Here is a 24306-nt window from a genome sequence, read left to right on the forward strand (position 1 = left end):
CCCGGCGTCCTGCCGGGTTACCCACGGATTCAAGCCTGCGTTCGGCCAGCGTGGTTTAACGGGGCGCCTGAGATCAAGATCAAAAGCAGATCAACGGCGACTCGCTTCGCATCGTGGTTTGCGTTGGGCGCTACACTGTTGTGAAGATACCTATGCGCGATAGGATCACCTCAATTACACAACACTAAAACCCGACCTCAATGCGCGCCCTCATTGCGGGTCGACTTGGGCAGGATGGCCAGAAAGTTATCCCGCGCGACCTTGTGGGCAACGTCTTCAGGTAATGCGTCGAGGAAAGGGTCAAAACCGCGCATTTCCTTACCCAGCTTGTTGAAACGCCCTACCACGTCAGAGCCCAGCATGAAGCGATCAGGGAAGCGCTCCACCAGTTTGACCCACTCCGGCCTGGGCTTGCCCGCGTCATCCAGCAGGTAGGGCGTGAGCACGCTCCAGGACAGGTCGATATACAGGTTGGGGTAAGCCTCGAGCAGGCGGCTCAGGGTTGGCAGCAGGAAATCCATTTGCACCTGATGACGGTGAATCTCCTTGCTGGTACCGGCGTGGGCCCAGATGAAGCGTGTGTGCGGGTGGTTGCGCAACGGCTGCTCGACTTCGGCCAGGTACAACGGGTTGCGCTCGCGCTTGGAGGTGATGTTGGAGTGCAGCATCACCGGCAGGTCGTTCTCCGCCGCCAAGTGATAGATGCGCGCCATGGCCTCGTTGTTGGCGCGCGGCGTATCACCCGAGGTCAGCGCGGTGAGATCGTCGTGGCGGGTAAACACTTCGCCAATGCCCTGCCACAGCCCTGGGTTGAGGTCGAGCATGCGCTGGATGTGGGCGGCAGAGTTTTTGTCGTTGGGATTGAAACCGGCCAGGAACGGATGAAAGTGCTGGCGCTGTTCCGGGGCGAGCTTATTGACCGCAGCGGCGACGATCACATCGGTGGCGCTGTACCAGTAGGCATCGGCATCGTCGCCCGCGTAATAGCGCGGGCGCTTGGGTTCGTCCTCGTGCCATTTCTTGGCCACGGGAATGCCGGAAATCATCACATGCTCGATGCGATTTTCCGTCATGGCCTTGAGCAGCTTGTCCATGCCCGCAGTTTCCTGGAAAAAGTCTACGTAATGCAGGTGGGCGTCGCTGTAGGCATAGTCGCGGGCCTGCACGGCAAGACTGCTGGCGGCGAGCATCAGGGCAAAACTCACACGGGTCCAGAGCACGGTGATACCTCGATAGGAACTGATACGGGTAGACCCTGCCCCGCGCATCAGGGTTCAGCAAGGACAAAAACCTGGAACCCCCAGGTGCCGGCATGCTCTATTACTGCATGACCGTCATCCAAACCTTGTGAGGTTCGCCATGCCTGTTACCGTCAATACGCTGAACGCCGAAAATTTCCGTCACAGCGTCGCCATCAACAACCACGAGCTGTTTACCGACCTGCCCAAGAGCCTGGGCGGTGACGACTCCGCCCCCTCTCCTCACGACTATTTCGATGCCGCGCTGGCGTCGTGCAAAGCCTTGACCGTCAGGCTCTACGCACAGAAGAAAGACATTCCGCTCACCGGCGTAACGGTAGAAGTTACCCACGACGCCGCCGAAGAGCAAAAAGGTAAATTCACGCTCAACGTCAAGTTGACCCTCAAGGGCGTGCTCACCGACGCTCAGCGTGATGAGCTGCACCGCGTCGCCGACAAGTGCCCGGTGCACAAACTGATGACCACGGCCGAAGTCAGCATTGAGACAACACTTTCGGAAGGCGCCTTCAGCCAGTAACGCGAACTTCCGGTCGCGCAGGCGCGGCAATGATGGGCGGCTGGGGATTGGCTCACTGTGCAGCGGGAGTCAGAAAGAATTGAGTTGCCTGTGAAATAGCCATCGGGGGCAAGCCCCCTCCCACATTTTGGATGTATTCACAATTCAAGTGTGGGAGGGGCGGTGCGACGATTCGGCTTGCCCCCGATGAGGCCCGGACAGGCGCTGAAGAATCAGCCCTTGAACACTTCATCCAGCAAGTTGTGCATCGACTGGAACGCCCGCGCAGCGGTCCTGGCGTCGTACATCATCTTGCCCGGCACATTGGCATGGGGGTCCGTGAAGGAATGCACCGCGCCACCGTAGCTGAGCAGCTGCCAATCCACGCCCGCTGCGTTCATTTCATCTTCGAACGCCGGCAGTTGTTCTTTCGGTACCAGTGGGTCGGACGCGCCATGCAGCACCAGCACTGAACCCTTGATGTTCTTCGCATCCGCGGGGTTCGGCGTGTCGAGGGTGCCGTGGAACGAGATAGCCGCTTTCACCGGCGCGCCGGTACGGGCCAGTTCCAGGGAGCAGCAGCCACCGAAACAGAAACCGAAGGTCGCCAGTTTCGACGTATCCACCGCTGCCTCGGTCTGGCCTTGCAGTTGTTCAAAGGCCGCGTGCATACGCTTGTTCAACAACGCACGATCATTTTTCAACGGCATCATCGCCGCGCCAGCTTCATCGCCATTGGTCGGCCGTACCGTTTGCCCATACAAGTCGGCAATCAGCACCACGTAGCCTTTGCCGGCAACGCTCTTGGCGATTTCTTCGGCGCCCGCGCTCACGCCCATCCAGTTCGGCGCCATCAGCAGCCCCGGCAGTGGGCCCTGGTGGCTGGCATCGAACGCCAGGCGGCTTTCATAAGACTGGCCATCAATCTGATAGACCACGGAACGTACTGTGACTTGGCTCATCATTTTCTCCAGTTGGGAGGGATTGAACGAAAAAACCCGCCGAAGCGGGTTTTTTCTACAACGGTGTTAAACCGACAGTTCAACCAACAGCTTGTTCAGTCGGCGCACATAAGCGGCCGGGTCCTTGAGGCTGTCGCCAGCGGCCAGGGCCGCCTGGTCAAAGAGGATATGCGACAGGTCGCCAAAACGCTCCTCGCTCTGCTCACCGTCGAGTTTCTCGATCAGGGGGTGAGCCGGGTTGAATTCGAAGATCGGCTTGGAGTCCGGCACCTTCTGGCCGCTGGCTTCAAGGATCTGACGCATCTGCATGCCCAGGTCCTGTTCGCCAATGGCCAGGATCGCCGGAGAGTCGGTCAGGCGATGGGAAACCCGCACTTCGCTGACCGCCTCACCCAGGGATGCCTTGATCCGCTCAACCAGGCCTTCCTTGGACTTGGCGACTTCCTCGGCGGCTTTCTTGTCTTCCTCGGAGTCCAGGTTACCCAGGTCCAGGTCGCCGCGCGCCACGTCCACAAAGGATTTGCCGTCGAACTCGGTGAGGTAGCTCATCAGCCACTCATCGATACGGTCGGTCAGCAGCAGGACCTCGATGCCTTTCTTGCGGAAGACTTCCAGGTGCGGGCTGTTCTTGACCTGAGCGTAGGTTTCGCCGGTGAGGTAGTAGATCTTGTCCTGACCTTCCTTGGCGCGTGCCAGGTAGTCGGCCAGCGACACAACCTGTTCGCCGTCTTCACCTTGAGTGGAAGCAAAACGCAGCAGGCCGGCAATTTTTTCCTTGTTGGCAAAATCTTCCGCCGGGCCTTCTTTCATGACCTGGCCGAAGTTTTTCCAGAAGCCCTGGTATTTCTCAGGCTCGTTCTTCGCCAGTTTTTCCAGCATGTCGAGTACGCGCTTGGTCAGCGCCGACTTCATGGAATCGATGATCGGGTCTTTCTGCAGGATCTCCCGCGACACATTCAGCGACAGGTCGTTGGAGTCGACCACACCCTTGATAAAGCGCAGGTACAGCGGCAGGAACGATTCTGCCTGGTCCATCACGAACACACGCTGTACGTAAAGCTTCAGGCCCTTCGGCGCTTCGCGCTGGTACAGGTCAAACGGCACACGCGCCGGCACGTAGAGCAGCGAGCTGTATTCCAGCTTGCCTTCGACCTTGTTGTGGCTCCAGCTCAGCGGGTTTTCGTAGTCGTGACCGATGTGCTTGTAGAACTCCTGGTATTCCTCGTCCTTGATCTCGGTACGCGGACGGGTCCACAGGGCACTGGCGCGGTTGACGGTTTCCCATTCCTCGGCCGGCTTCTCCTCACCTTCGCCGGCCGCCTGTTCTTTGGGCAGCTCGATCGGCAAGGCGATGTGGTCGGAGTACTTCTTGATGATGTTGCGCAGGCGCCAGCCATCGGCGAATTCGTCTTCGCCATCCTTGAGGTGCAGCACGATACGGGTGCCACGGTCAGGCTTGTCGAGGGTGGCGATTTCAAACTCGCCCTCACCTTTGGACGCCCAGTGCACGCCTTCGCTGGCGTCGAGGCCGGCACGACGGCTGAACACTTCAACCTTGTCGGCGACGATGAAAGCCGAATAGAAACCCACGCCGAATTGGCCGATCAGGTGCGAATCTTTTTTCTGGTCGCCCGACAGGTTCTTCATGAAATCTGCGGTGCCGGATTTGGCGATGGTGCCCAGGTGGGTGATCGCGTCCTCACGGCTCATGCCGATACCGTTGTCTTCGAGGGTGACGGTCTTGGCGTCTTTGTCGTAGCTCACACGGATTTTCAGTTCGGCGCCACCTTCCAGCAACTCAGGCTTGGACAGGGCTTCGAAACGTAATTTGTCGACAGCGTCAGAGGCGTTCGAGATCAATTCGCGAAGGAAAATTTCCTTGTTGGAATACAGCGAATGGATCATGAGGTGCAGCAGTTGCTTCACCTCGGTCTGGAAGCCCAGGGTTTCCTTTTGAGTTTCCACACTCATGGTCATCAAACTCCAATTGGATGGCAGTGGCCGCGCCCGAAAGGGTTGGCGGCGGGTTGTCATCAAAGTTGGGGGCTAAGACCGGGATTTCAAGAGCGGCAATTCCTCGATCTTGAAATGGGCGCGAGCGGTGGCAATCGGTTCAGTGGGGGCCGTTTGCCAGGCGGTGACCGCCACATTGGCGACACGCCTGCCCTGGCGGCACACCTGGCAGGTGGCGTAGGTGTCGCGAAACTGGCCGGCGCGCAGGTAATCCAGGGAAAAATCGATGATTTTCGGCAGGCCAGGGGCGCCGGTGAATACCAGCAAGTGCAAGGCCGCCGACAGCTCCATGAAGCCGGCGATTACCCCGCCGTGCAGCGCCGGTAATATAGGGTTACCAATATTGTCTTTGTTGGCCGGCAGGCGAAACAACAGTTCGTCCTCCGAGCGTGTGCATTCGACGCCAATCAGCTTTGCGTAGGGAACCAGATCGAGCAGTGCCGCGTAATCGCCGCGCTCAAGTGCTTGCTCCAGATGCGTCTTGAATCGATGGTTCATGCCTGCTCTCCCTTGATCGCGCCGCCCATTCCCTGGCTGCCCTTGAGATGCTTGCCCATGCGCATGAATGTGCCCACCACATGGGCAATGGGCTGCTGCGGGTCGTCCTGATAGGCAAAGCCGCGGGTGAAGATCACATCGGTGGTTACCCGGTAGCATTGGGCAAAGCCATACACCGGCTTATGCGGCTCGGCAGGATGCATGTGGTCGATGCGCAAATCCAGGGTCGGGCAGACCTCGAACTCGGGCAGTACGCACAGCGTGGCCAGGCCGCAGGCGGTGTCCATCAATGACGTCAGCGCACCACCGTGGATGATGCCGCTGCGGGGATCACCCACTATGTGCGCGCCATAGGGCAACACCAGCGTCATGCCCTCCCCCGTGGCTGCGTGGACGGCTATCCCCAGTACATGGCAGTGGCGAAGCGCCGAAACAAAGCGGGTGGCTCGGTCTAACAAGGGGGTCTGGGTCATGGTTTTTAAATTCTTATTAGTGTGGGGGAGCAGGATAGGTAATAATTTGGAAAGTTCCTGGCGAAAAAGCTTTATATATCTGTGGAACAAAAGGAACTAATGCTGGCCCCTTGAGTTCGAAAGGCCAGTAGATATCTTCAATAAGGAGAAACACCCATGCGCAACACATTAGCTATTTCCATGATGCTGGCCGCTGCCCTCGGCCTGGCTGCCTGCGACAAGAAATCCGAAGACAAAGCCCAAGACGCCGCCGCACATTCTGAGCAAGCTCAGCAAGACATGGCGAAAGCACAGGATAAAGTGAACGACGCTGCAAAAGAAAACGCTGAAGCTGCCAAAGCTCAGGCTGAATCGAATGCTGCCGCCGCTAAAGAAGCTGCACCTGCCGCACCTGCTACTACAACTGCAGACCCTGCCAAGCAGTAATTGCATGGCGTAAAGCTGTAGTGCTGTAAAAGATAGCCCGCTTATAGAGCGGGCTTTTCTTTGTCTGCTGTTTATGCAGGCTTTTAAGTCACGCTCTCTTTTGCCGGGTCCGGGGCGTGCATATTCGTCGGCGTATACACCATCACCTGCAAAACGTCGGAGTGAAACTCACGGCGGTAAAGCACCAGCACCACCCCGCTGCTCATCAACATGAACAACCAGGGGCTGACGAACCAGGCCAGCATGGTCATGCCGAAATAATACGCCCGCAAGCCGAAGTTGAACTGGTTGGCCGCCATCGAAATCACCCGCGCCGCGCGCAAGGCAAAGGCGTTGCGCTCCTGCTCCGACACATGGCGCTCACCAATCATCGGTGCCGAGCCCACCAGCACGGCGGCGAAGTTGTATTGGCGCATGCACCAGCTGAAGGTGAAGAACGCGTAGACAAACACCAGCGCCAGGCACAGCAACTTGATTTCCGACATGCCCTGGGAGGCCTGCTGTACCAAGGGGATATCCGCCAGCAATGACACCGCTCGCTCCGAGGCACCCAGCACGGTCAGGATGCCGGCGAGGATAATCAACGTGCTGGAGGCGAAGAACGAGGCGTTACGCTCCAGGTTACCGATCACACTGGCATCGGCGATGCGGTTATCGCGCAGCAGCATGCGGCGCATCCAGTCTTCGCGATACAGGTGCAATACGCTGGCCAGGCAGGCCGTGTCCCGGGCCTTCCAGGTGGCGTAACGGGTATAGCCGCCCCAGCACAGAATGAACCATAGGGCGGCGAGCAGATGGGCTTGATTGGTTTGGACAAACGACATGTGGGTCCTTTTACACGGTGTTGGATAACTGAATGCTTTCAAAATGTGGGAGGGGGCTTGCCCCCGATAGCTTGCTGCTCGCCGTCTGTAGGAGCGAGCTTGCTCGCGAAAAACGTCAACGATAAAGCGTGCTTTCTGAATGAACGCGGTGGCTGTGAGTTTTTCGCGAGCAAGCTCGCTCCTACCTGACTGGCATTAGGGCCAGCCCCCTCCCACATTTTTAAGTATTTCAACTTTAGAAGGTCGTAGCCTCTCAAGCATAAAAAATGCCCCGTATCGATTGATACGGGGCATTTCGGTAATGCGTTGAACCGCTATTACGCGATGGCTTCGCTGCGCTTGCCCAACATGCGATCAACCACCACCGCCACAACCAGCACCATCACCGACGGCACCAGCCACGCCAGGCCTTGCTCGCTAAGTGGCAAATTAGCCAGCTGCGCCGGCATCCAGTCAGCCAGGCCTGCGCCCTTGAGTGCATCAATGCAGCCAAAGATAAAGGACACCAGCATCACTGGACCCACGATACGGCCCTGCTCCTGCCAGAAGTCTTTACAGAAGCTCAAAGCCACCAACACGATGCACGGCGGGTAGATCGCAGTGAGCACCGGAATGGAGAACGCGATCAGCTTGGTCAGGCCCAGGTTGGACACGAACAACGAGAACAGCGCGAGGATCACCACCAGGGTCTTGTAGGACAGCGGCAGGACTTTGCTGAAGTACTCGGCACAGGCACAGGTCAGGCCCACAGCGGTCACCAGGCACGCCAGGGAGATCAGCACAGCGAGGAAGCCGCTACCCAGGGAACCGAAGGTATGTTGCACATAGGCGTGCAATACAGCGGCACCGTTGGCCGCCCCGGCGGCGACTTCATGGCTGCCCGAACCCAGACGGAACAGGCTGACATACACCAGCGCCAGGCCCACGCCGGCAATCAGCCCGGCAATGATCGCGTAACGCGTGATCAGCTTGGGCGACTCAACGCCACGGGAGCGAATCGCGTTGACGATGACGATGCCAAATACCAGCGCGCCGAGGGTATCCATGGTCAGGTAGCCATTGATAAAGCCCTGGGAGAACGGCGCAGCGACGTATTCCGGCGTGGCGACACCGACCTCACCGGCCGGCAAGGCAAACGCGGCAACGCCGAGGATGGCCAACGCGATGATCTTCAGCGGCGCGAGAAAACGGCCGACGGTATCCAACAGTCGACCCGGATACAGGGAGACAAAGAACACCACCAGGAAGTACACCGAACTGTAGAGGAACAGCGCCAGCGGGCTTTCCCCGGTCAGCGGCGCCAGGCCCACTTCGAACGAGACGGTGGCCGTGCGCGGCGTGGCGAACAGCGGCCCTACCGCCAGGTACGCCGCAGCCGCCAGCAGGCCACCGGCGATCTTGCCGATCGGGCTGCTCAACGCATCCATACCGCCGCCGACCTTGGCCAACGCGATCACGGTGACGACCGGCAGGCCGACAGCCGTAATCAGGAACCCCAGGGCCGCCATCCACACGTGAGGCCCGGACTGCAAACCAACGATAGGCGGGAAGATGATGTTGCCGGCGCCCACGAACAGGGCAAAGGTCATAAAGCCCAACGCCAGGATATCCTGGCTTTTCAACACTTTCATTTTGAGGAAATACCACACTACTGAATCGGAATTTAGAGGGGGATTCCCTGTGGATGAGGGAAATACCGCCGGCCCTTATGGGGGCCGACCGGTCTGGCGCGCAGCTTCCTTTTGGGATACGGGCGCATAAAGAGGCGGCTAGAGTACAGAATTAGACCGACAAACGCACTGTTGCGGGGCGTACTGTCCGATAAGCGACATTCAAATGTCGCGTTTCCATACTTAATCTAGCCATACACACAAAAAAATGTGGGAGGGGGCTTGCCCCCGATAGCGGTGGTTCAGCCACGTCATCATGACCGACACCCCGCAATCGGGGGCAAGCCCCCTCCCACATTTGGATCTCTACCAACCTCAGATACGTTGCTGAGCCCAGAATGCACAAAGGCCACCCGAAGGTGGCCTTTGTGGGGTGAAGCGTCAGCTAAGCGCGAGGCTTACTTGACGGCCCAACCGGTCAGCTCGGCCAAGGCCTTGCCGATGTCTGCCAGCGAACGCACGGTTTTCACACCTGCGTCTTGCAGCGCAGCGAATTTCTCGTCTGCGGTGCCTTTGCCGCCGGAGATGATTGCGCCAGCATGGCCCATGCGCTTGCCCGCAGGGGCAGTCACACCAGCGATGTAGGAAACAACCGGCTTGGTCACGTGTGCCTTGATGTAGGCAGCAGCTTCTTCTTCAGCCGAACCGCCGATCTCACCGATCATCACGATCGCCTCGGTCTTCGGGTCTTCCTGGAACAACTTCAGGATGTCGATGAAGTTGGAGCCCGGAATCGGGTCACCGCCGATGCCGACGCAAGTCGACTGACCGAAACCGGCGTCAGTGGTCTGCTTCACAGCTTCGTAGGTCAGGGTGCCGGAACGGGAAACGATACCGACTTTACCTGGCAAGTGAATGTGACCCGGCATGATGCCGATCTTGCATTCGCCTGGGGTGATCACGCCTGGGCAGTTAGGGCCGATCAGGGTAATACCCAGTTCGTCGCACTTAACCTTGGCGTCCAGCATGTCCAGGGTAGGAATGCCTTCGGTGATGCACACGATCAGCTTGATGCCGCCGAAGGCCGCTTCCAGGATCGAGTCCTTGCAGAAAGGAGCTGGAACGTAGATCACGCTGGCGGTGGCGCCAGTGGCTTCTACTGCTTCTTTCACGGTGTTGAACACTGGCAGGCCCAGGTGCTCGGTGCCGCCTTTGCCCGGCGTTACGCCGCCAACCATCTGGGTGCCGTACTCGATGGCTTGCTGGGTGTGGAAACTACCTTGCGAACCGGTAATACCCTGGCAGATAACTTTGGTGTCTTTATTGATCAGGACGCTCATTACTTGCCCTCCGCAGCTTTGACAACTTGTTGAGCAGCGTCGGTCAGGCTGGTAGCCGCGATGATGTTCAAACCGCTTTCTGCCAGTACTTTAGCGCCCAGTTCAGCGTTGTTACCTTCAAGGCGAACAACAACCGGGATTTTAACGCCGACTTCTTTCACTGCACCGATGATGCCTTCGGCAATCATGTCGCAACGAACGATGCCGCCGAAGATGTTGACCAGTACTGCTGCGACGTTGGAGTCGGACAGGATGATCTTGAACGCTTCGGTTACGCGTTCCTTGGTAGCGCCACCGCCTACGTCGAGGAAGTTGGCTGGCTTGCCGCCATGCAGGTTGACGATGTCCATGGTACCCATGGCCAGACCGGCACCGTTGACCATGCAGCCGATGTTACCTTCCAGCGCTACGTAGTTCAGTTCGAACTTGGCAGCGTGCGCTTCGCGCGGATCGTCTTGCGACGGATCGTGGAAAGTCTTCAGCTTTGGCTGACGGTACATGGCGTTGGCGTCGATGTTGATCTTGGCGTCGAGGCAGTGCAGATCGCCGTCAGCCTTGATCACCAGCGGGTTCACTTCCAGCAGGGCCAGATCGTGATCCTGGAACAGTTTGGCCAGACCGACGAAGATCTTGGCGAACTGGGCAACTTGCTTGCCTTCCAGACCCAGCTGGAAAGCCAGCTCGCGACCCTGGAATGGCTGAGCGCCAACCAGTGGATCGATAGTGGCCTTCAGAATTTTTTCTGGGGTTTCGTGAGCGATTTTCTCGATGTCCACGCCACCTTCGGTGGACGCCATGAACACGATGCGACGGCTCGAACGGTCAACGACAGCGCCCAGGTACAGCTCTTTAGCGATATCAGTGCACGATTCAACCAGGATCTTGGTGACTGGCTGGCCATTGGCATCAGTCTGGTAAGTCACCAGACGCTTGCCCAGCCACTGCTGTGCGAAGGCCTTGGCGTCTTCTTTGCTGCGAACCAGCTTAACGCCGCCCGCTTTACCGCGACCACCGGCGTGGACCTGGGCTTTGACAACCCACTCGCTGCCGCCGATTTTGTCGCAAGCTTCTGCTGCTGCTTCCGGGGTGTCTACTGCGTAGCCCTTGGAAACTGGCAGGCCGTATTCAGCGAACAGCTGCTTACCCTGATACTCGTGAAGATTCATGCTTTTTACCGTCTTCGTTAGGTACTGCGCATTCGGCGCTGCGCTCATTATGAGTGCCGCACCACCTGTGACTGCTGCTTGCGCAACCTGCGGGGCTTATGGCCCGTAAAGCTGCACAAGGCTGCGTCCAGCGGATATTCCGCGGTGAGTCTTGCGCGCAAGGCTCACGACGGGCAACTCCGCCGTGGTTTCTTATTATCTCGCTTAGCGCTTCTTGCGGTTGGCAATGTGGATGGCGCCGCCATTCACTGCCAACGCTGCTTCGTGCAACGCTTCGGACAGGGTTGGATGGGAGAAGACCATCATGCCCAGGTCCTCGGCACTGGTGCCGAATTCCATACCGATAGCGCCTTGCTGAACCAGTTCTGCAGCGCTTGGACCAATCACGTGGACGCCCAATACGCGGTCAGTCTTGGCATCAGCGATGACTTTGACAAAACCACCGGTGTCGTTGGCTGCCATGGCACGGCCAGAAGCGGCGAACGGGAAGGTGCCGACGTTAACTTCAACGCCTTCAGCTTTCAACTGCTGTTCGTTCTTGCCGACCCATGCGATTTCCGGGTGGGTGTAGATAACCGATGGAATCAGGTCGTAGTTCATCTGGGTCTTGTGACCCTTGATGCGCTCGACCACCATGATGCCTTCTTCGGAAGCCTTGTGGGCCAGCATCATGCCACGAACCACGTCGCCGATCGCGTAAACGCCCGGTACGGTGGTTGCGCAATGATCGTCAACGTGGATGAAACCACGCTCATCGATGCTCACGCCGCTATCGGAAGCCAGCAGGTCGGTGGTCACGGGGCGACGACCGACGGCTACGATCAGCTTGTCGAAGGTGATGGTCTGCTCGCCTTCCTTGTCGGTGTAGGTCACGACAACTTCTTCGCCGTTGACTTTGGAACCGGTAACGCGCGCGCCCAGCTTGATGTCCAGACCCTGTTTGGTCAGGGTCTTGTAGGCTTCCTTGGACACGGCGGTGTCGGCGGCCAGCAGGAAGGTGTCCAGGGCTTCGAGCACGGTCACTTGCGAACCCAGGCGGGACCATACCGAACCCAGCTCCAGGCCGATGACGCCGGCGCCGATCACACCCAGGCGCTTAGGCACGGCCTGGAATTCCAGGGCGCCGGTCGAATCGACGATCACGTTCTGATCGACTGGAGCCGGTGGAATGTCGATTGGACGCGAACCGGGTGCCAGGATCACGTTTTCGGCTTCGATGACTTCAACCGAGCCGTCCGGCTTGGTGATTTCAACTTTCTTGCCGGCCAGCAGCTTGCCGTGGCCTTGCAGGGAAGTCACGCCATTGGCCTTGAACAAGGTGGCAACGCCGGAAGTCAGGCCTTTGACGATGTTGGCTTTACGGCCGACCATCGCGGGCACGTCCATGGTCACGCCGGCATGGTTGATACCGTGGATCGCGAAACCATCCTGGGCTTCGTGGAATTTCCAGGAGCTGTCCAGCAGCGCCTTGGAAGGAATGCAACCAACGTTCAGGCAGGTACCGCCCAGCGCCAGTTTGCCTTCCTTGTCGGTGTATTTTTCGATGCAAGCAGTCGAGAGGCCCAGTTGTGCAGCCTTGATGGCGGCAACATAGCCGCCAGGGCCTGCACCAATCACTACAACGTCAAATTTCTGTGTCATGAAAATAGATCCTCTATTTGCGACAAGCTTCTAGCCCCAAGCTGCAAGCCAAGCTGCTTTTTCCTACAGCTTGTAGCTCGCAACCTGGGGCTGCTTCAATCAGATATCCAGCAGCAGGCGAGCCGGGTCTTCCAGCAGGTTCTTGATGGTCACCAGGAACGTCACGGCTTCTTTACCATCGATCAGGCGGTGATCGTAAGACAGCGCCAGGTACATCATTGGGCGGATCACGACCTGGCCGTTGATGGCCATTGGACGCTGGATGATGTTGTGCATGCCCAGGATCGCGGCTTGCGGTGGGTTGACGATCGGCGTCGACATCATCGAACCGAAGGTACCACCGTTGGTGATGGTGAACGTACCGCCGGTCATCTCGTCGATGGTCAGCTTGCCGTCACGGGCTTTCTTGCCGAAGCCGGCGATGCCGCCTTCGATTTCGGCCAGGCTCATCAGCTCGGCGTTACGCAGAACCGGAACCACCAGGCCACGGTCGCTGGACACGGCAACGCCGATGTCTGCATAGCCATGGTAGACGATGTCGGCGCCATCGATGGAAGCGTTGACTGCCGGGAAGCGTTTCAGCGCTTCGGTGGCCGCCTTCACGAAGAACGACATGAAGCCCAAACGCACGCCGTTGTGGGACTTCTCAAAGAGGTCCTTGTACTTCGAACGCAGCGCCATGACTTCAGTCATGTCGACTTCGTTGAACGTGGTCAGCATCGCCATGTTCGATTGTGCTTCAACCAGGCGCTTGGCCACGGTGGCACGCACACGGGTCATCGGTACGCGCTTCTCGGTGCGGTCGCCGGCAGCGAACACAGGCGCGGCGGCAGCCGGAGCGGCGGCCTTGGCGGGTGCGGCAGCCGGAGCGTTTTTCTTCGCTTCAACCGCAGCCACCACGTCTTCCTTGGTGACACGGCCGTCTTTGCCGGTACCCTTGATGGACGCCAGGTTGATACCGTTTTCTTCAGCCAGCTGGCGAGCAGCCGGTGCAGCGATTGGATCTTCACCACCCGCAGCCGGAGCGGCGGCAGGTGCGGAAGCGGCAGCCGGTGCAGCGGCGGCGGCAGGAGCAGGAGCAGCAGCGCTGCCCTCTTCGATCGAGCCCAATACCTGGTTCGACAGGACGGTAGCGCCCTCTTCGGCCACGATTGCGCCCAGCACGCCGTCGGCTTCGGCCAGCACTTCCAGCACGACTTTGTCAGTCTCGATGTCGACGATCAGGTCGTCACGCTTGACGGCCTCGCCTGGTTTCTTGTGCCAGGTGGCAACGGTGCCATCGGCAACCGATTCCGGGAATGACGGGGCTTTGATTTCGATAGCCATTATCTGTAGGTCCTTAAAATTCGGTTTCAGTCAGCGCGAAGGCGTTAAACAGTGAAAGCAGCTTGCAGCAGTTTTTCCTGCTGCTCGGCGTGCATCGACGCATAACCACAGGCAGGTGCAGCAGACGCATCACGACCGGCATACTCCAGGCCCAGGGCCTTGTTGTGGTTGCCGATGCTGCGACGCAAGTGATGCTGGCTGCTGTACCACGCGCCCTGGTTCATCGGTTCTTCCTGACACCACACCACATTCGTGAGGTTGGTGTAAGGCGCGATGATCTCCATGAGGTCATCTTCCGGGAACGGGTAAAGCTGCTCGATACGCACGATGGCGATGTCTTCGCGGCCTTCGGCACGGCGTTTTTCCAGCAGATCGTAATAGACCTTGCCGCTGCACAGGATCAGGCGAGTGACCTTGGCGGCGTCCAGCGTATCGATTTCCGGAATAACGGTCTGGAACGAACCTTCGGCCAGATCTTCCAGGGTCGAAACGGCCAGTTTGTGACGCAACAGCGATTTCGGAGTCAGCACGACCAGCGGCTTGCGCAGCGGGCGGATGACCTGGCGACGCAGCAAGTGGTAGATCTGCGCCGGGGTCGTCGGCACGCACACCTGGATGTTGTGCTCGGCGCACAGCTGCAGGTAACGCTCCAGACGGGCCGAGGAGTGCTCGGGGCCCTGACCTTCATAACCGTGTGGCAGCAGCATGGTCAGACCGCACAGACGGCCCCACTTGTGCTCGCCGCTGGTGATGAACTGGTCGATAACCACCTGGGCACCGTTGGCGAAGTCGCCGAACTGGGCTTCCCAGATCACCAGCGCGTTAGGCGTGGTGGTGGAATAGCCGTATTCGAACGCCAGTACGGCCTCTTCGGACAGGAACGAATCGTACAGGTCGAAACGTGGCTGGCCTTCGTACAGGTTCTGCAACGGGATGTAGGTGCCCGCGTCTTTCTGGTTGTGCAACACGGCATGACGGTGCGAGAACGTACCGCGGCCGATGTCCTGGCCGGTCATGCGGATCGGGTGACCTTCGAACGCCAGGGTCGCGTACGCCATGGTTTCGGCGTAACCCCAGTTGATCGGCAGGCCGCCGGCTTGCATTTTCTGACGGTCTTCGTAGATCTTCGCAACCTGGCGCTGAACCACAAACCCTTCAGGGATTTCCAGCAACTTGGCAGACAACTCCTGCAACGTCTTCAAGTCGAAGCTGGTGTCATGGCGCGCAGTCCAGGTGTGGCCCAGGTACGGACGCCAGTCAACGAACAGCTCTTTGTTCGGTTCCTTGACCAGGCTTTTCACCACATGCAGGCCGTTATCCAGCGCATTGCGGTATTCGTCGATCTTCGCCTGGACGCGTGCATCATCCAATACGCCGGCCTTGGTCAGGCTTTCGGCGTACAGCTCACGGGTGGTGCGCTGCTTGGTGATCTGCTGGTACATCAACGGCTGGGTGCCGCTTGGCTCGTCCGCTTCGTTGTGACCGCGACGGCGGTAGCACACCAGGTCGATGACCACGTCACGCTTGAATTGCATGCGGTAGTCGACGGCCAGCTGGGTCACGAACAGTACGGCTTCCGGATCATCGCCATTCACGTGCAGGATCGGCGCCTGGATCATCTTGGCAACGTCGGTGGCGTACTCGGTAGAGCGCGCATCCAGCGGGTTGCTGATGGTGAAGCCAACCTGGTTGTTGATGACGATATGAACCGTGCCGCCGGTCTTGAAGCCGCGAGTCTGCGACATCTGGAACGTTTCCAGGACCACGCCTTGACCGGCGAATGCCGCGTCACCGTGGATGGAAATCGGCAGGACCTTCTCGCCCGTAGCGTCGTTACGACGATCCTGGCGCGCACGCACCGACCCCTCGACCACCGGGGAAACGATTTCCAGGTGGGATGGGTTGAATGCCATGGCCAGGTGAACTTCACCGCCGGTGGTCATCACGTTGGACGAGAAGCCCTGGTGATATTTAACGTCACCGGAACCCAGCTCGACCTTCTTCTTGCCTTCGAACTCGTCGAACAACTCGCGCGGGTTCTTGCCGAAGGTGTTGACCAACACGTTCAGGCGACCACGGTGGGCCATGCCGATCACGACTTCCTTGGTGCCATAGGAACCGGAACGCTGGATCAGCTCGTCGAGCATCGGAATCAGGCTTTCGCCGCCTTCCAGGCCGAAACGCTTGGTGCCCGGGTATTTGGTACCCAGGTATTTTTCGAGGCCTTCAGCGGCGGTCACGCGCTCAAGCAGATGGCTGCGCACATCGGCGGACAGGACCGGACGGCCACGCACGCCTTCCAGGCGATGCTGGAACCAATGGCGCTGCTCGGAATCGGTGATGTGCGTAAACTCGGCGCCGATGGTGCGGCAATATGTCTGCTGCAACGCTTCGTGAATTTCGCGTAGGCTCGCTTCCTCTTTGCCGATGAACAGGTCGCCGGCACGGAAGGTCGTATCAAGATCGGCATTGGTCAAGCCGTAATGATTGATCGACAGGTCAGCAGGTGCAGGACGCTGCCAGAGCCCCAGCGGGTCAAGCTGGGCCGCCTGGTGGCCGCGCATCCGGTAAGCCTGGATCAGTCGCAGCACTTCAACTTGCTTCTTCTCGTGCTCACTGCTCACGCTGCCGGCGGAAACCGGTTGGGCGCGGCGCTGGTTCTTTGCCAGCAACACGAAATGATCGCGAATCGCAGCATGCGATACATCGGTGGCAGCGTTGCCGTCTGAAGACAACGTCTGAAATTTGGTGCGCCATTCTTCTGGCACAGCGTTAGGGTCGTGCAGGTAGAGCTCATAAAGCTCTTCCACATAGGCAGCGTTACCACCTGAAAGATAGCCGCTGTTCCACATGCGCTGCATCACGCTTTCTTGCATGCTTGGTCACCCTCGATTTGGGGACACCACCGGCGAAAACACCGAGTTTGCTTGCAAAAGGCCAAGTGCAGCGACCAGAACAAGCCACTAGGATCACGCTGATAGTTCGGGTACCAACCCGAATGCCCCTGCTTGTCTCATTTCTTCAAAATAAGAGCCGCGGCTTTGTAAGTCGCTGCTCAAGTTAAAACTACGGCGCCGGTTGAAGCCTGCGCCGCAGCATTTACGGGCACAACGGTCCTGCTTTTACTGCAACGTCAGTTACACGCCGCTCTGCAGCAGCATGTTACGGATGTGACCAATGGCCTTAGTCGGGTTCAGGCCTTTGGGACATACGTTGACGCAGTTCATGATCCCGCGGCAGCGGAATACGCTGAACGGGTCATCCAGTGAAGCCAGACGCTCGGACGTCTTGGTGTCACGGCTGTCTGCCAGGAAGCGGTAGGCTTGCAGCAGCGCAGCCGGGCCCAGGAACTTGTCCGGGTTCCACCAGAAGGACGGGCACGACGTCGAGCAGCAAGCGCACAGGATGCACTCGTACAGGCCGTCGAGTTTTTCGCGCTCTTCCGGGGACTGCAGACGCTCGATGGCCGGAGCCGGCGTGTCGTTCTGCAGGAACGGCTTAACTTTCTCGTATTGCTTGTAGAAGATGCTCATATCGACAACCAGGTCACGGATAACCGGCAAACCTGGCAGTGGACGAACGATCAGCTTGTTGCCCTTGACCACGGCCGACAGCGGCGTGATGCACGCCAGACCGTTTTTGCCGTTGATATTCATGCCGTCGGAACCGCACACACCTTCACGGCAAGAGCGACGATAGGAGAAACCTTCGTCCTGCTCTTTGATCAGTGCCAATACATCCAGCACCATCAGGTCTTTACCGCCGGTATCGACCTGGAATTCCTGCATGAACGGCGCGGCGTCCTGATCAGGGTTGTAGCGATAAACACTGACTTTCAACATGGCAGCCACCCTTAGTAAGTCCGAATCTTCGGTTCAAACGTCGGCACCGTCTTCGGCGAGAAGTTCACGGCACGCTTGGTCACGCGCTTGTCACCCGGGAAGTACAGGGTGTGGCACAACCAGTTCTCGTCGTCGCGGTCTTCAAAGTCTTCACGGGCGTGAGCACCACGGGATTCCTTGCGAACCTCGGCGGCGATCGCCGTCGCTTCAGCCACTTCCAGCAGGTTCTGCAGCTCAAGGGCTTCGATCCGAGCGGTGTTGAACGCCTGGCTCTTGTCGTTGATCTTGACGTTGGCGATGCGTGCGCGCAGGTCGGCCAACTGGGCGATACCCTTCTGCATGTATTCGCCGGTACGGAACACACCGAAGTAGTTCTGCATGCAGCTTTGCAGCTCGCGACGCAGGGTTGCCACGTCTTCGCCATCAGTGCGCTCGTTCAGAGCGTTCAGGCGCGCCAGGGCGGCTTCGATGTTGGCGTCGGTGGCGTCATCGTATTCGATGCCGTCGGTCAGGGCTTTTTCCAGGTGCAGGCCGGCAGCGCGGCCGAATACCACCAGGTCGAGCAGCGAGTTGCCGCCCAGGCGGTTGGCACCGTGAACCGATACGCAAGCCACTTCGCCTACCGCGAACAGGCCGTGAATGATCTCGTCCACGCCTTCGGCATTCTGGGTGATGGCCTGGCCATGAATGTTGGTCGGCACGCCGCCCATCATATAGTGGCAGGTCGGAACCACCGGAACCGGAGCAACCACCGGGTCAACGTGAGCAAAGGTCTTGGACAGCTCGCAGATACCTGGCAGACGGCTGTGCAGCACTTCTTCGCCCAGGTGATCAAGCTTGAGCAGTACGTGGTCGCCGTTCGGGCCACAGCCGTTGCCGGCGATGATCTCTTTAACCATCGAACGGGCCACAACGTCGCGACCGGCAAGGTCTTTCGCGTTCGGAGCATAACGCTCCATGAAACGCTCGCCGTGCTTGTTGATCAGGTAGCCACCCTCACCACGGCAACCTTCGGTCACCAGTACACCGGCGCCGGCGATGCCGGTCGGGTGGAACTGCCACATTTCGATGTCCTGTACCGGCACGCCTGCACGCAGGGCCATGCCGACGCCGTCACCGGTGTTGATCAGGGCATTGGTGGTGGACGCGTAGATACGGCCTGCACCGCCGGTCGCCAGGACAGTCGCCTTGGCGCGGATGTAGGTGGTTTCACCGGTTTCGATGCAGATGGCGATCACGCCGACGAACTCGCCCTTGCCGTTCTTCACCAGATCGACAGCGTAGTACTCGTTCAGGAACGTGGTACCGGCTTTCAGGTTGCCCTGATAAAGGGTGTGCAGCAGCGCGTGACCGGTACGGTCGGACGCGGCGCAGGTACGGGCAGCCTGCCCGCCTTTACCGTAATCCTTCGACTGGCCGCCGAATGGACGCTGGTAGATACGGCCTTGCTCGGTACGGGAGAACGGCAGACCCATGTGGTCCAGCTCGAACACCGCAGCCGGGCCTTCCTGACACATGTATTCGATAGCGTCCTGGTCACCGATGTAATCGGAACCCTTGACGGTATCGTACATGTGCCAGCGCCAGTCATCGTTCGGATCGGCGGAAGCGATGGCGCAGGTGATGCCACCCTGGGCCGATACAGTGTGCGAACGCGTCGGGAACACCTTGGTGATCACGGCGGTTTTGTGGCCACCCTGGGCCAGCTGCAGCGCAGCGCGCATGCCGGCACCGCCGCCACCAATAATGATGGCGTCGAATGAAATAGTTGGAATGTTAGCCATGAATCAGATACCCCAAAGAATCTGCACACCCCAGACGAAGTAAGCGAACATCGCAATGCCGCATACTGCCTGGAAGAGGAAACGGACTGCGGTCGCGGACTTGCCCAGCGCCATTGGCGTCAGGTAGTCGGTCGCGATGGTCCACATGCCGACCCAGGCGTGAGCGCCCAGGGCGACAAGGGCCAGCAGGCTGAAGATTCGCATCGCATTGTGGGCGAACAGGCCGTGCCACTGCTCAAAGCCGATGCCCGGGTTTGCGACGAGGTATCCGATCAGGAAAATGAAATAAGCCGCGAGAACGACCGCAGACACACGCTGTGCCATCCAGTCATAGAGGCCCGAACGCGACAGATTCGTTACGCTGGTTACCATATCCAAACTCCTGCCAGAACGATCAGCACCACGGAAATGGCGATGATGATTTTCGAGCCCAGGCGGCCGCCTTCCAGCGTCTCACCGATACCCGCATCCATGATCAAGTGGCGCACGCCGGCTACCAGGTGATACAGCAGAGCGGACAGGAGGCCCCATGCTACGAACTTGGCCAGCGGGCTGGTCAAGGTTGCCTTCACCTCGGCAAAACCTTCCTCGGAACCCAGGGATTTGCTCAATGCGTAAAGCATGATGCCCAGGCCCAGGAACAGGATGATGCCGGAAACACGGTGCAGGAACGACGTAACGCCGGTGATGGGGAGTTTGATGGTCCTTAGGTCTAGGTTTACAGGTCGTTGGCTATTCACGGCTTTTTTTCACACTGAAGAGCCCCTAACAATCAGGGCAAAGTTGTTGGGGAGTGCGACTGGTCAGGTAAGCACCACCCAGGGAGTGCGACCCCCAATGAAAGCAAGCCCAAAAGCCCTTGGCGGTCGGTGGCCGAGTATAGACAGTTAGGTTACTAATGACAACGCGCACACCTCACCCTAATAGCTGATTGCGCTGACGGGATAAAAGGCGTAAATGGCAGGCAATTTCGACGAAAAAGTACGGTTAAAGCCTTCTGGAGCAAGACTTTAGGCAAATTGACATCTGAATTTATCTCACTATAGTGGTGCGGGCCCTGCGTGGGGGGTCTGTCTGATGATTTGAAGCATAAATAGGAGGCCACATGGCTGACAAAAAAGCGCAGTTGATCATCGAGGGCGCAGCCCCCGTCGAGCTGCCCATTTTAACCGGCACCGTTGGTCCCGATGTTATCGACGTACGGGGCCTGACGGCCACGGGCCGTTTCACTTTCGACCCAGGCTTCATGTCGACCGCCTCTTGCGAGTCGAAGATCACCTATATCGATGGCGATAATGGCATTCTGCTTCACCGCGGCTACCCGATCGAGCAACTCGCCGAACAGTCGGACTATCTGGAAACCTGCTACCTGCTGCTAAATGGCGAATTGCCAACAGCCGAGCAGAAAGCCCAGTTCGTCAGCACCGTGAAGAACCACACCATGGTTCACGAGCAGCTGAAGACCTTCTTCAACGGCTTCCGTCGCGACGCCCACCCGATGGCCGTCATGTGCGGCGTGGTCGGCGCCCTGTCGGCCTTCTATCACGACTCCCTGGACATCAATAACCCGCAGCATCGCGAAATTTCCGCGATACGCCTGGTTGCCAAGATGCCGACCCTGGCCGCAATGGTTTACAAGTACTCCATGGGCCAACCCATGATGTACCCGCGCAACGACCTGACGTACGCGGAAAACTTCCTGCACATGATGTTCAACACGCCGTGCGAGATCAAACCGATCAGCCCGGTGCTGGCCAAGGCCATGGATCGGATCTTCATCCTTCACGCCGACCACGAACAGAACGCCTCCACCTCTACCGTACGTCTGGCGGGCTCTTCGGGTGCCAACCCGTTCGCCTGTATCGCCGCCGGTATCGCCGCACTGTGGGGCCCTGCCCACGGCGGTGCGAACGAAGCCGTATTGACCATGCTCGATGAAATCGGCGATGTCTCGAACATCGACAAATTCATCGCCAAGGCCAAGGACAAGAACGACCCGTTCAAGTTGATGGGCTTCGGTCACCGGGTCTACAAGAACCGCGACCCGCGCGCCACCGTCATGAAGCAGACCTGCGACGAAGTGTTGAAGGAACTGGGCATCAAGAACGATCCGCAACTCGAACTGGCCATGCGCCTGGAAGAGATCGCCCTGACCGACCCGTACTTCATCGAACGCTCGCTGTACCCGAACGTCGACTTCTACTCGGGGATCATCCTCAAGGCGATCGGCATTCCCACCAGCATGTTCACCGTGATCTTCGCCCTGGCGCGGACAGTGGGCTGGATCTCCCACTGGAAGGAAATGCTCTCGAGCCCGTACAAGATTGGCCGCCCGCGCCAGTTGTACACCGGCTACGAGTCGCGTGATATCACCAAGCTGGAAGATCGCAAGTAAGCATTTAGCTGCAAGCTGTACTGAGAACGGCCTCCCTTAGTGGAGGCCGTTTTTATTTGTGTCGTCTGAGCTGGCCTCATCGGGGGCAAGCCCCCTCCCACATTTGACTGTATTCACACGTTCAGATGTGTAAACGCAATCCAGTGTGGGAGGGGGCTTGCCCCCGATGAGGCCAGACCAGACACCACAAATCCCCAGACAAAAAAATACCCCAGCCTTTCGACCGGGGCATTTCTTATCCCTCTAAAAGCTTAGTGGTTAACCGCCCCACTCGCCCCCAGCCCCGTCTGCGAACGCACAAACTGCGGGAAGTACAGCGCACGCTCTTTCTCCGCCGCCGCCGACTTGTCGGTGATGGAGAAGAACCAGATACCGACGAACGCAATGATCATCGAGAACAGCGCCGGGTACTCGTACGGGAAGATGGCTTTTTCATGGTGCAGGATCGAGACCCAGATGGTCGGACCCAGCACCATCAGGCCCACGGCACTGACCAAGCCCAGCCAGCCACCAATCATGGCGCCACGGGTGGTGAGGTTTTTCCAGTACATGGAAAGCAGCAGCACGGGGAAGTTACAGCTGGCGGCAATCGAGAACGCCAGGCCGACCATGAACGCAATGTTCTGGCTTTCGAACAGAATCCCCAGGCCGATAGCCAACACCGCCAGGGCGATGGTGGTGATCTTCGACACGCGAATCTCGTCCTTCTCGTTGGCCTTGCCTTTCTTGATCACGCTGGCGTACAGGTCGTGGGACACCGCCGAGGCACCTGCGAGCGTCAAGCCGGCAACCACCGCAAGGATGGTGGCGAAGGCCACGGCCGAGATGAAGCCCAGGAAGATACTGCCACCCACCGCATTGGCCAGGTGCACCGCCGCCATGTTGTTGCCGCCGAGCAGAGCACCGGCCGCGTCCTTGAACGCCGGGTTGGTGCTGACCAGCAGGATCGCGCCAAAACCGATGATGAACGTCAGGATATAGAAGTAGCCAATAAAGCCGGTGGCATACAGCACGCTCTTACGCGCTTCCTTGGCGTCACTCACGGTGAAGAAGCGCATCAGGATGTGCGGCAGGCCCGCAGTCCCGAACATCAGGGCAAGCCCCAGGGAGAACGCCGAGATCGGGTCTTTCACCAGGCCGCCGGGGCTCATGATCGCTTCACCTTTAGGGTGAACCTTGATCGCCTCGGAGAACAGCATGTTGAAGTCGAAGTTGACGTGCTTCATCACCATCAGCGCCATGAACGAGGCGCCGGACAGCAGCAGCACTGCCTTGATGATCTGTACCCAGGTGGTCGCCAGCATGCCGCCGAACAGCACATAGAGGCACATCAGGATGCCCACCAGGATCACCGCTACATGGTAATCGAGGCCGAACAGCAGCTGGATCAACTTGCCCGCGCCGACCATCTGCGCAATCAGGTAGAACGCCACCACCACCAGTGAGCCACAGGCCGACAGGCTGCGGATCTGGGTTTGCCCCAGGCGATAGGACGCCACGTCGGCAAAGGTGTACTTGCCCAGGTTGCGCAGGCGCTCGGCGATCAGGAACAGAATGATCGGCCAGCCCACCAGGAAGCCGATCGAGTAGATCAGGCCGTCATAGCCGGAGGTGAACACCAGCGCGGAAATCCCCAGGAAGGACGCGGCCGACATATAGTCGCCGGCAATCGCCAGGCCGTTCTGGAAACCGGTAATCTTGCCGCCGGCCGCATAGTAGTCGGCCGCCGAGTTGTTGCGCTTGGAGGCCCAGTAGGTGATGCACAACGTCGCGCCGACAAAGGCCACGAACATCAGGATCGCTGCAATATTCAGCGGTTGCTTGTGCACTTCACCGGTCAATGCATCGGCCGCCCAAACGGCGGGCGCAAAGACTGAAGCGCCGAATACAGCCAATAGACGACGGATCATTGCGCAGCCTCCTTGAGAATCGCATTGTTCAGGTCGTCGAATTCGCCGTTGGCGCGTCGTACATAGATGCCGGTGAGGATGAAGGCCGAGACAATCAGCCCGACCCCGATGGGGATGCCCCAGGTGATGGATGAACCAGGGCTGAGCTTGGCCCCCAGCACTTGGGGCCCGTAGGCGATCAACAGGATGAATCCGGAGTAAAGCCCTAGCATGATCGCCGAGAGAATCCAGGCGAACCTTTCCCTTTTCCTGACCAGCTCCTTGAAACGCGGGCTGTTTTGAATCGAGAGGTAAATGCTGTCGTTCATTGTTTTTATCCTCGCAGCACAGCTTTTTTATTA

At 58.8% G+C, this 24306-nt stretch carries 21 protein-coding genes; 3 read left to right on the forward strand and 18 right to left on the reverse strand.

Annotated elements, in window-relative coordinates; all coding sequences use genetic code 11:
• Positions 1-197 precede the first annotated feature (197 nt).
• Entirely contained in the window at positions 198-1190 is a 993-nt protein-coding gene (locus BFP96_RS20225; RefSeq protein WP_065936922.1) for an amidohydrolase family protein, read from the reverse strand.
• Positions 1191-1359: 169 nt separating this feature from the next.
• Between BFP96_RS20225 and BFP96_RS20230 the strand changes: the two genes are divergently transcribed.
• A complete protein-coding gene (locus tag BFP96_RS20230) occupies positions 1360-1776 on the forward strand; it encodes an OsmC family protein (RefSeq protein WP_065936893.1) in 417 nt (138 codons plus the stop codon).
• Between the two features lie 212 nt (positions 1777-1988).
• Here BFP96_RS20230 and BFP96_RS20235 read toward each other — a convergent pair whose 3' ends face one another.
• The 4 genes from BFP96_RS20235 to BFP96_RS20250 all read right to left on the reverse strand — a co-directional run bounded on the left by BFP96_RS20235 (position 1989) and on the right by BFP96_RS20250 (position 5701).
• On the reverse strand, positions 1989-2717 hold the full coding sequence (locus BFP96_RS20235) for a dienelactone hydrolase family protein (RefSeq protein WP_065936894.1): 729 nt from the start codon (positions 2715-2717) through the stop codon (positions 1989-1991).
• Positions 2718-2783: 66 nt separating this feature from the next.
• Entirely contained in the window at positions 2784-4688 is a 1905-nt protein-coding gene (gene htpG, locus BFP96_RS20240; protein ID WP_065936923.1) for a molecular chaperone HtpG, read from the reverse strand.
• Positions 4689-4763: 75 nt separating this feature from the next.
• Positions 4764-5228 carry a PaaI family thioesterase gene (locus tag BFP96_RS20245; protein ID WP_065936895.1) on the reverse strand — a complete coding sequence of 155 codons (465 nt, stop codon included), beginning with the start codon at positions 5226-5228 and terminating at the stop codon, positions 4764-4766.
• Positions 5225-5701, reverse strand: coding sequence for a PaaI family thioesterase (locus BFP96_RS20250; RefSeq protein WP_065936896.1), 477 nt, complete (start codon positions 5699-5701; stop codon positions 5225-5227). The genes BFP96_RS20245 and BFP96_RS20250 overlap by 4 nt, the downstream gene beginning before the upstream one ends.
• Positions 5702-5857: 156 nt before the next feature.
• Between BFP96_RS20250 and BFP96_RS20255 the strand changes: the two genes are divergently transcribed.
• Positions 5858-6127, forward strand: coding sequence for a hypothetical protein (locus BFP96_RS20255; protein ID WP_065896347.1), 270 nt, complete (start codon positions 5858-5860; stop codon positions 6125-6127).
• Positions 6128-6210: 83 nt separating this feature from the next.
• Here BFP96_RS20255 and BFP96_RS20260 read toward each other — a convergent pair whose 3' ends face one another.
• From BFP96_RS20260 to sdhC, 11 genes are all read right to left on the reverse strand, one after another.
• Positions 6211-6951: a DUF599 domain-containing protein gene (locus BFP96_RS20260; RefSeq protein WP_065896348.1), complete on the reverse strand. Its 741-nt coding sequence runs from the start codon at positions 6949-6951 to the stop codon at positions 6211-6213.
• Positions 6952-7268: 317 nt separating this feature from the next.
• Complete coding sequence (gene brnQ, locus BFP96_RS20265; protein WP_065884277.1) at positions 7269-8582, reverse strand: branched-chain amino acid transport system II carrier protein; 1314 nt, start codon at positions 8580-8582, stop codon at positions 7269-7271.
• Between the two features lie 437 nt (positions 8583-9019).
• Positions 9020-9901 (reverse strand): succinate--CoA ligase subunit alpha, encoded by an 882-nt coding sequence (gene sucD, locus BFP96_RS20270; protein ID WP_065884237.1) that lies wholly within the window; start codon positions 9899-9901, stop codon positions 9020-9022.
• The gene (gene sucC, locus BFP96_RS20275; protein WP_003190011.1) at positions 9901-11067 is read right to left on the reverse strand and encodes an ADP-forming succinate--CoA ligase subunit beta; all 1167 of its coding nucleotides are present in this window, start codon (positions 11065-11067) and stop codon (positions 9901-9903) included. Before sucC ends, sucD begins: the two co-directional genes overlap by 1 nt.
• 204 nt (positions 11068-11271) lie before the next feature.
• The gene (gene lpdA / locus BFP96_RS20280; RefSeq protein ID WP_057722679.1) at positions 11272-12708 is read right to left on the reverse strand and encodes a dihydrolipoyl dehydrogenase; all 1437 of its coding nucleotides are present in this window, start codon (positions 12706-12708) and stop codon (positions 11272-11274) included.
• 99 nt (positions 12709-12807) lie between these two features.
• On the reverse strand, positions 12808-14034 hold the full coding sequence (gene odhB, locus BFP96_RS20285) for a 2-oxoglutarate dehydrogenase complex dihydrolipoyllysine-residue succinyltransferase (protein ID WP_065894786.1): 1227 nt from the start codon (positions 14032-14034) through the stop codon (positions 12808-12810).
• 44 nt (positions 14035-14078) lie between these two features.
• Entirely contained in the window at positions 14079-16910 is a 2832-nt protein-coding gene (locus BFP96_RS20290; RefSeq protein WP_065894785.1) for a 2-oxoglutarate dehydrogenase E1 component, read from the reverse strand.
• A gap of 261 nt (positions 16911-17171) precedes the next feature.
• Complete coding sequence (locus BFP96_RS20295) at positions 17172-17876, reverse strand: succinate dehydrogenase iron-sulfur subunit (RefSeq protein WP_003172807.1); 705 nt, start codon at positions 17874-17876, stop codon at positions 17172-17174.
• An 11-nt stretch (positions 17877-17887) separates the two neighbouring features.
• On the reverse strand, positions 17888-19660 hold the full coding sequence (sdhA, locus tag BFP96_RS20300) for a succinate dehydrogenase flavoprotein subunit (RefSeq protein ID WP_065884233.1): 1773 nt from the start codon (positions 19658-19660) through the stop codon (positions 17888-17890).
• Between the two features lie 3 nt (positions 19661-19663).
• Positions 19664-20032, reverse strand: coding sequence for a succinate dehydrogenase, hydrophobic membrane anchor protein (gene sdhD, locus BFP96_RS20305; RefSeq protein ID WP_065884231.1), 369 nt, complete (start codon positions 20030-20032; stop codon positions 19664-19666).
• A complete protein-coding gene (sdhC, locus tag BFP96_RS20310; protein WP_065884229.1) occupies positions 20026-20400 on the reverse strand; it encodes a succinate dehydrogenase, cytochrome b556 subunit in 375 nt (124 codons plus the stop codon). Before sdhC ends, sdhD begins: the two co-directional genes overlap by 7 nt.
• A 365-nt stretch (positions 20401-20765) precedes the next feature.
• Here sdhC and gltA point away from each other — a divergent pair, with 365 nt between their 5' ends.
• Complete coding sequence (gene gltA / locus BFP96_RS20315) at positions 20766-22055, forward strand: citrate synthase (RefSeq protein ID WP_012723087.1); 1290 nt, start codon at positions 20766-20768, stop codon at positions 22053-22055.
• Positions 22056-22306: 251 nt separating this feature from the next.
• Here gltA and BFP96_RS20320 read toward each other — a convergent pair whose 3' ends face one another.
• Together BFP96_RS20320 and BFP96_RS20325 are read right to left on the reverse strand one after the other, a co-directional pair.
• Positions 22307-23965 (reverse strand): cation acetate symporter, encoded by a 1659-nt coding sequence (locus BFP96_RS20320; RefSeq protein WP_065884227.1) that lies wholly within the window; start codon positions 23963-23965, stop codon positions 22307-22309.
• Positions 23962-24273: a DUF485 domain-containing protein gene (locus BFP96_RS20325; RefSeq protein WP_057014105.1), complete on the reverse strand. Its 312-nt coding sequence runs from the start codon at positions 24271-24273 to the stop codon at positions 23962-23964. The genes BFP96_RS20320 and BFP96_RS20325 overlap by 4 nt, the downstream gene beginning before the upstream one ends.
• Positions 24274-24306 lie beyond the last annotated feature (33 nt).

The sequence above is a fragment of the Pseudomonas sp. 34 E 7 genome (assembly GCF_900005715.1).
Lineage (GTDB): Bacteria > Pseudomonadota > Gammaproteobacteria > Pseudomonadales > Pseudomonadaceae > Aquipseudomonas > Aquipseudomonas orientalis_A.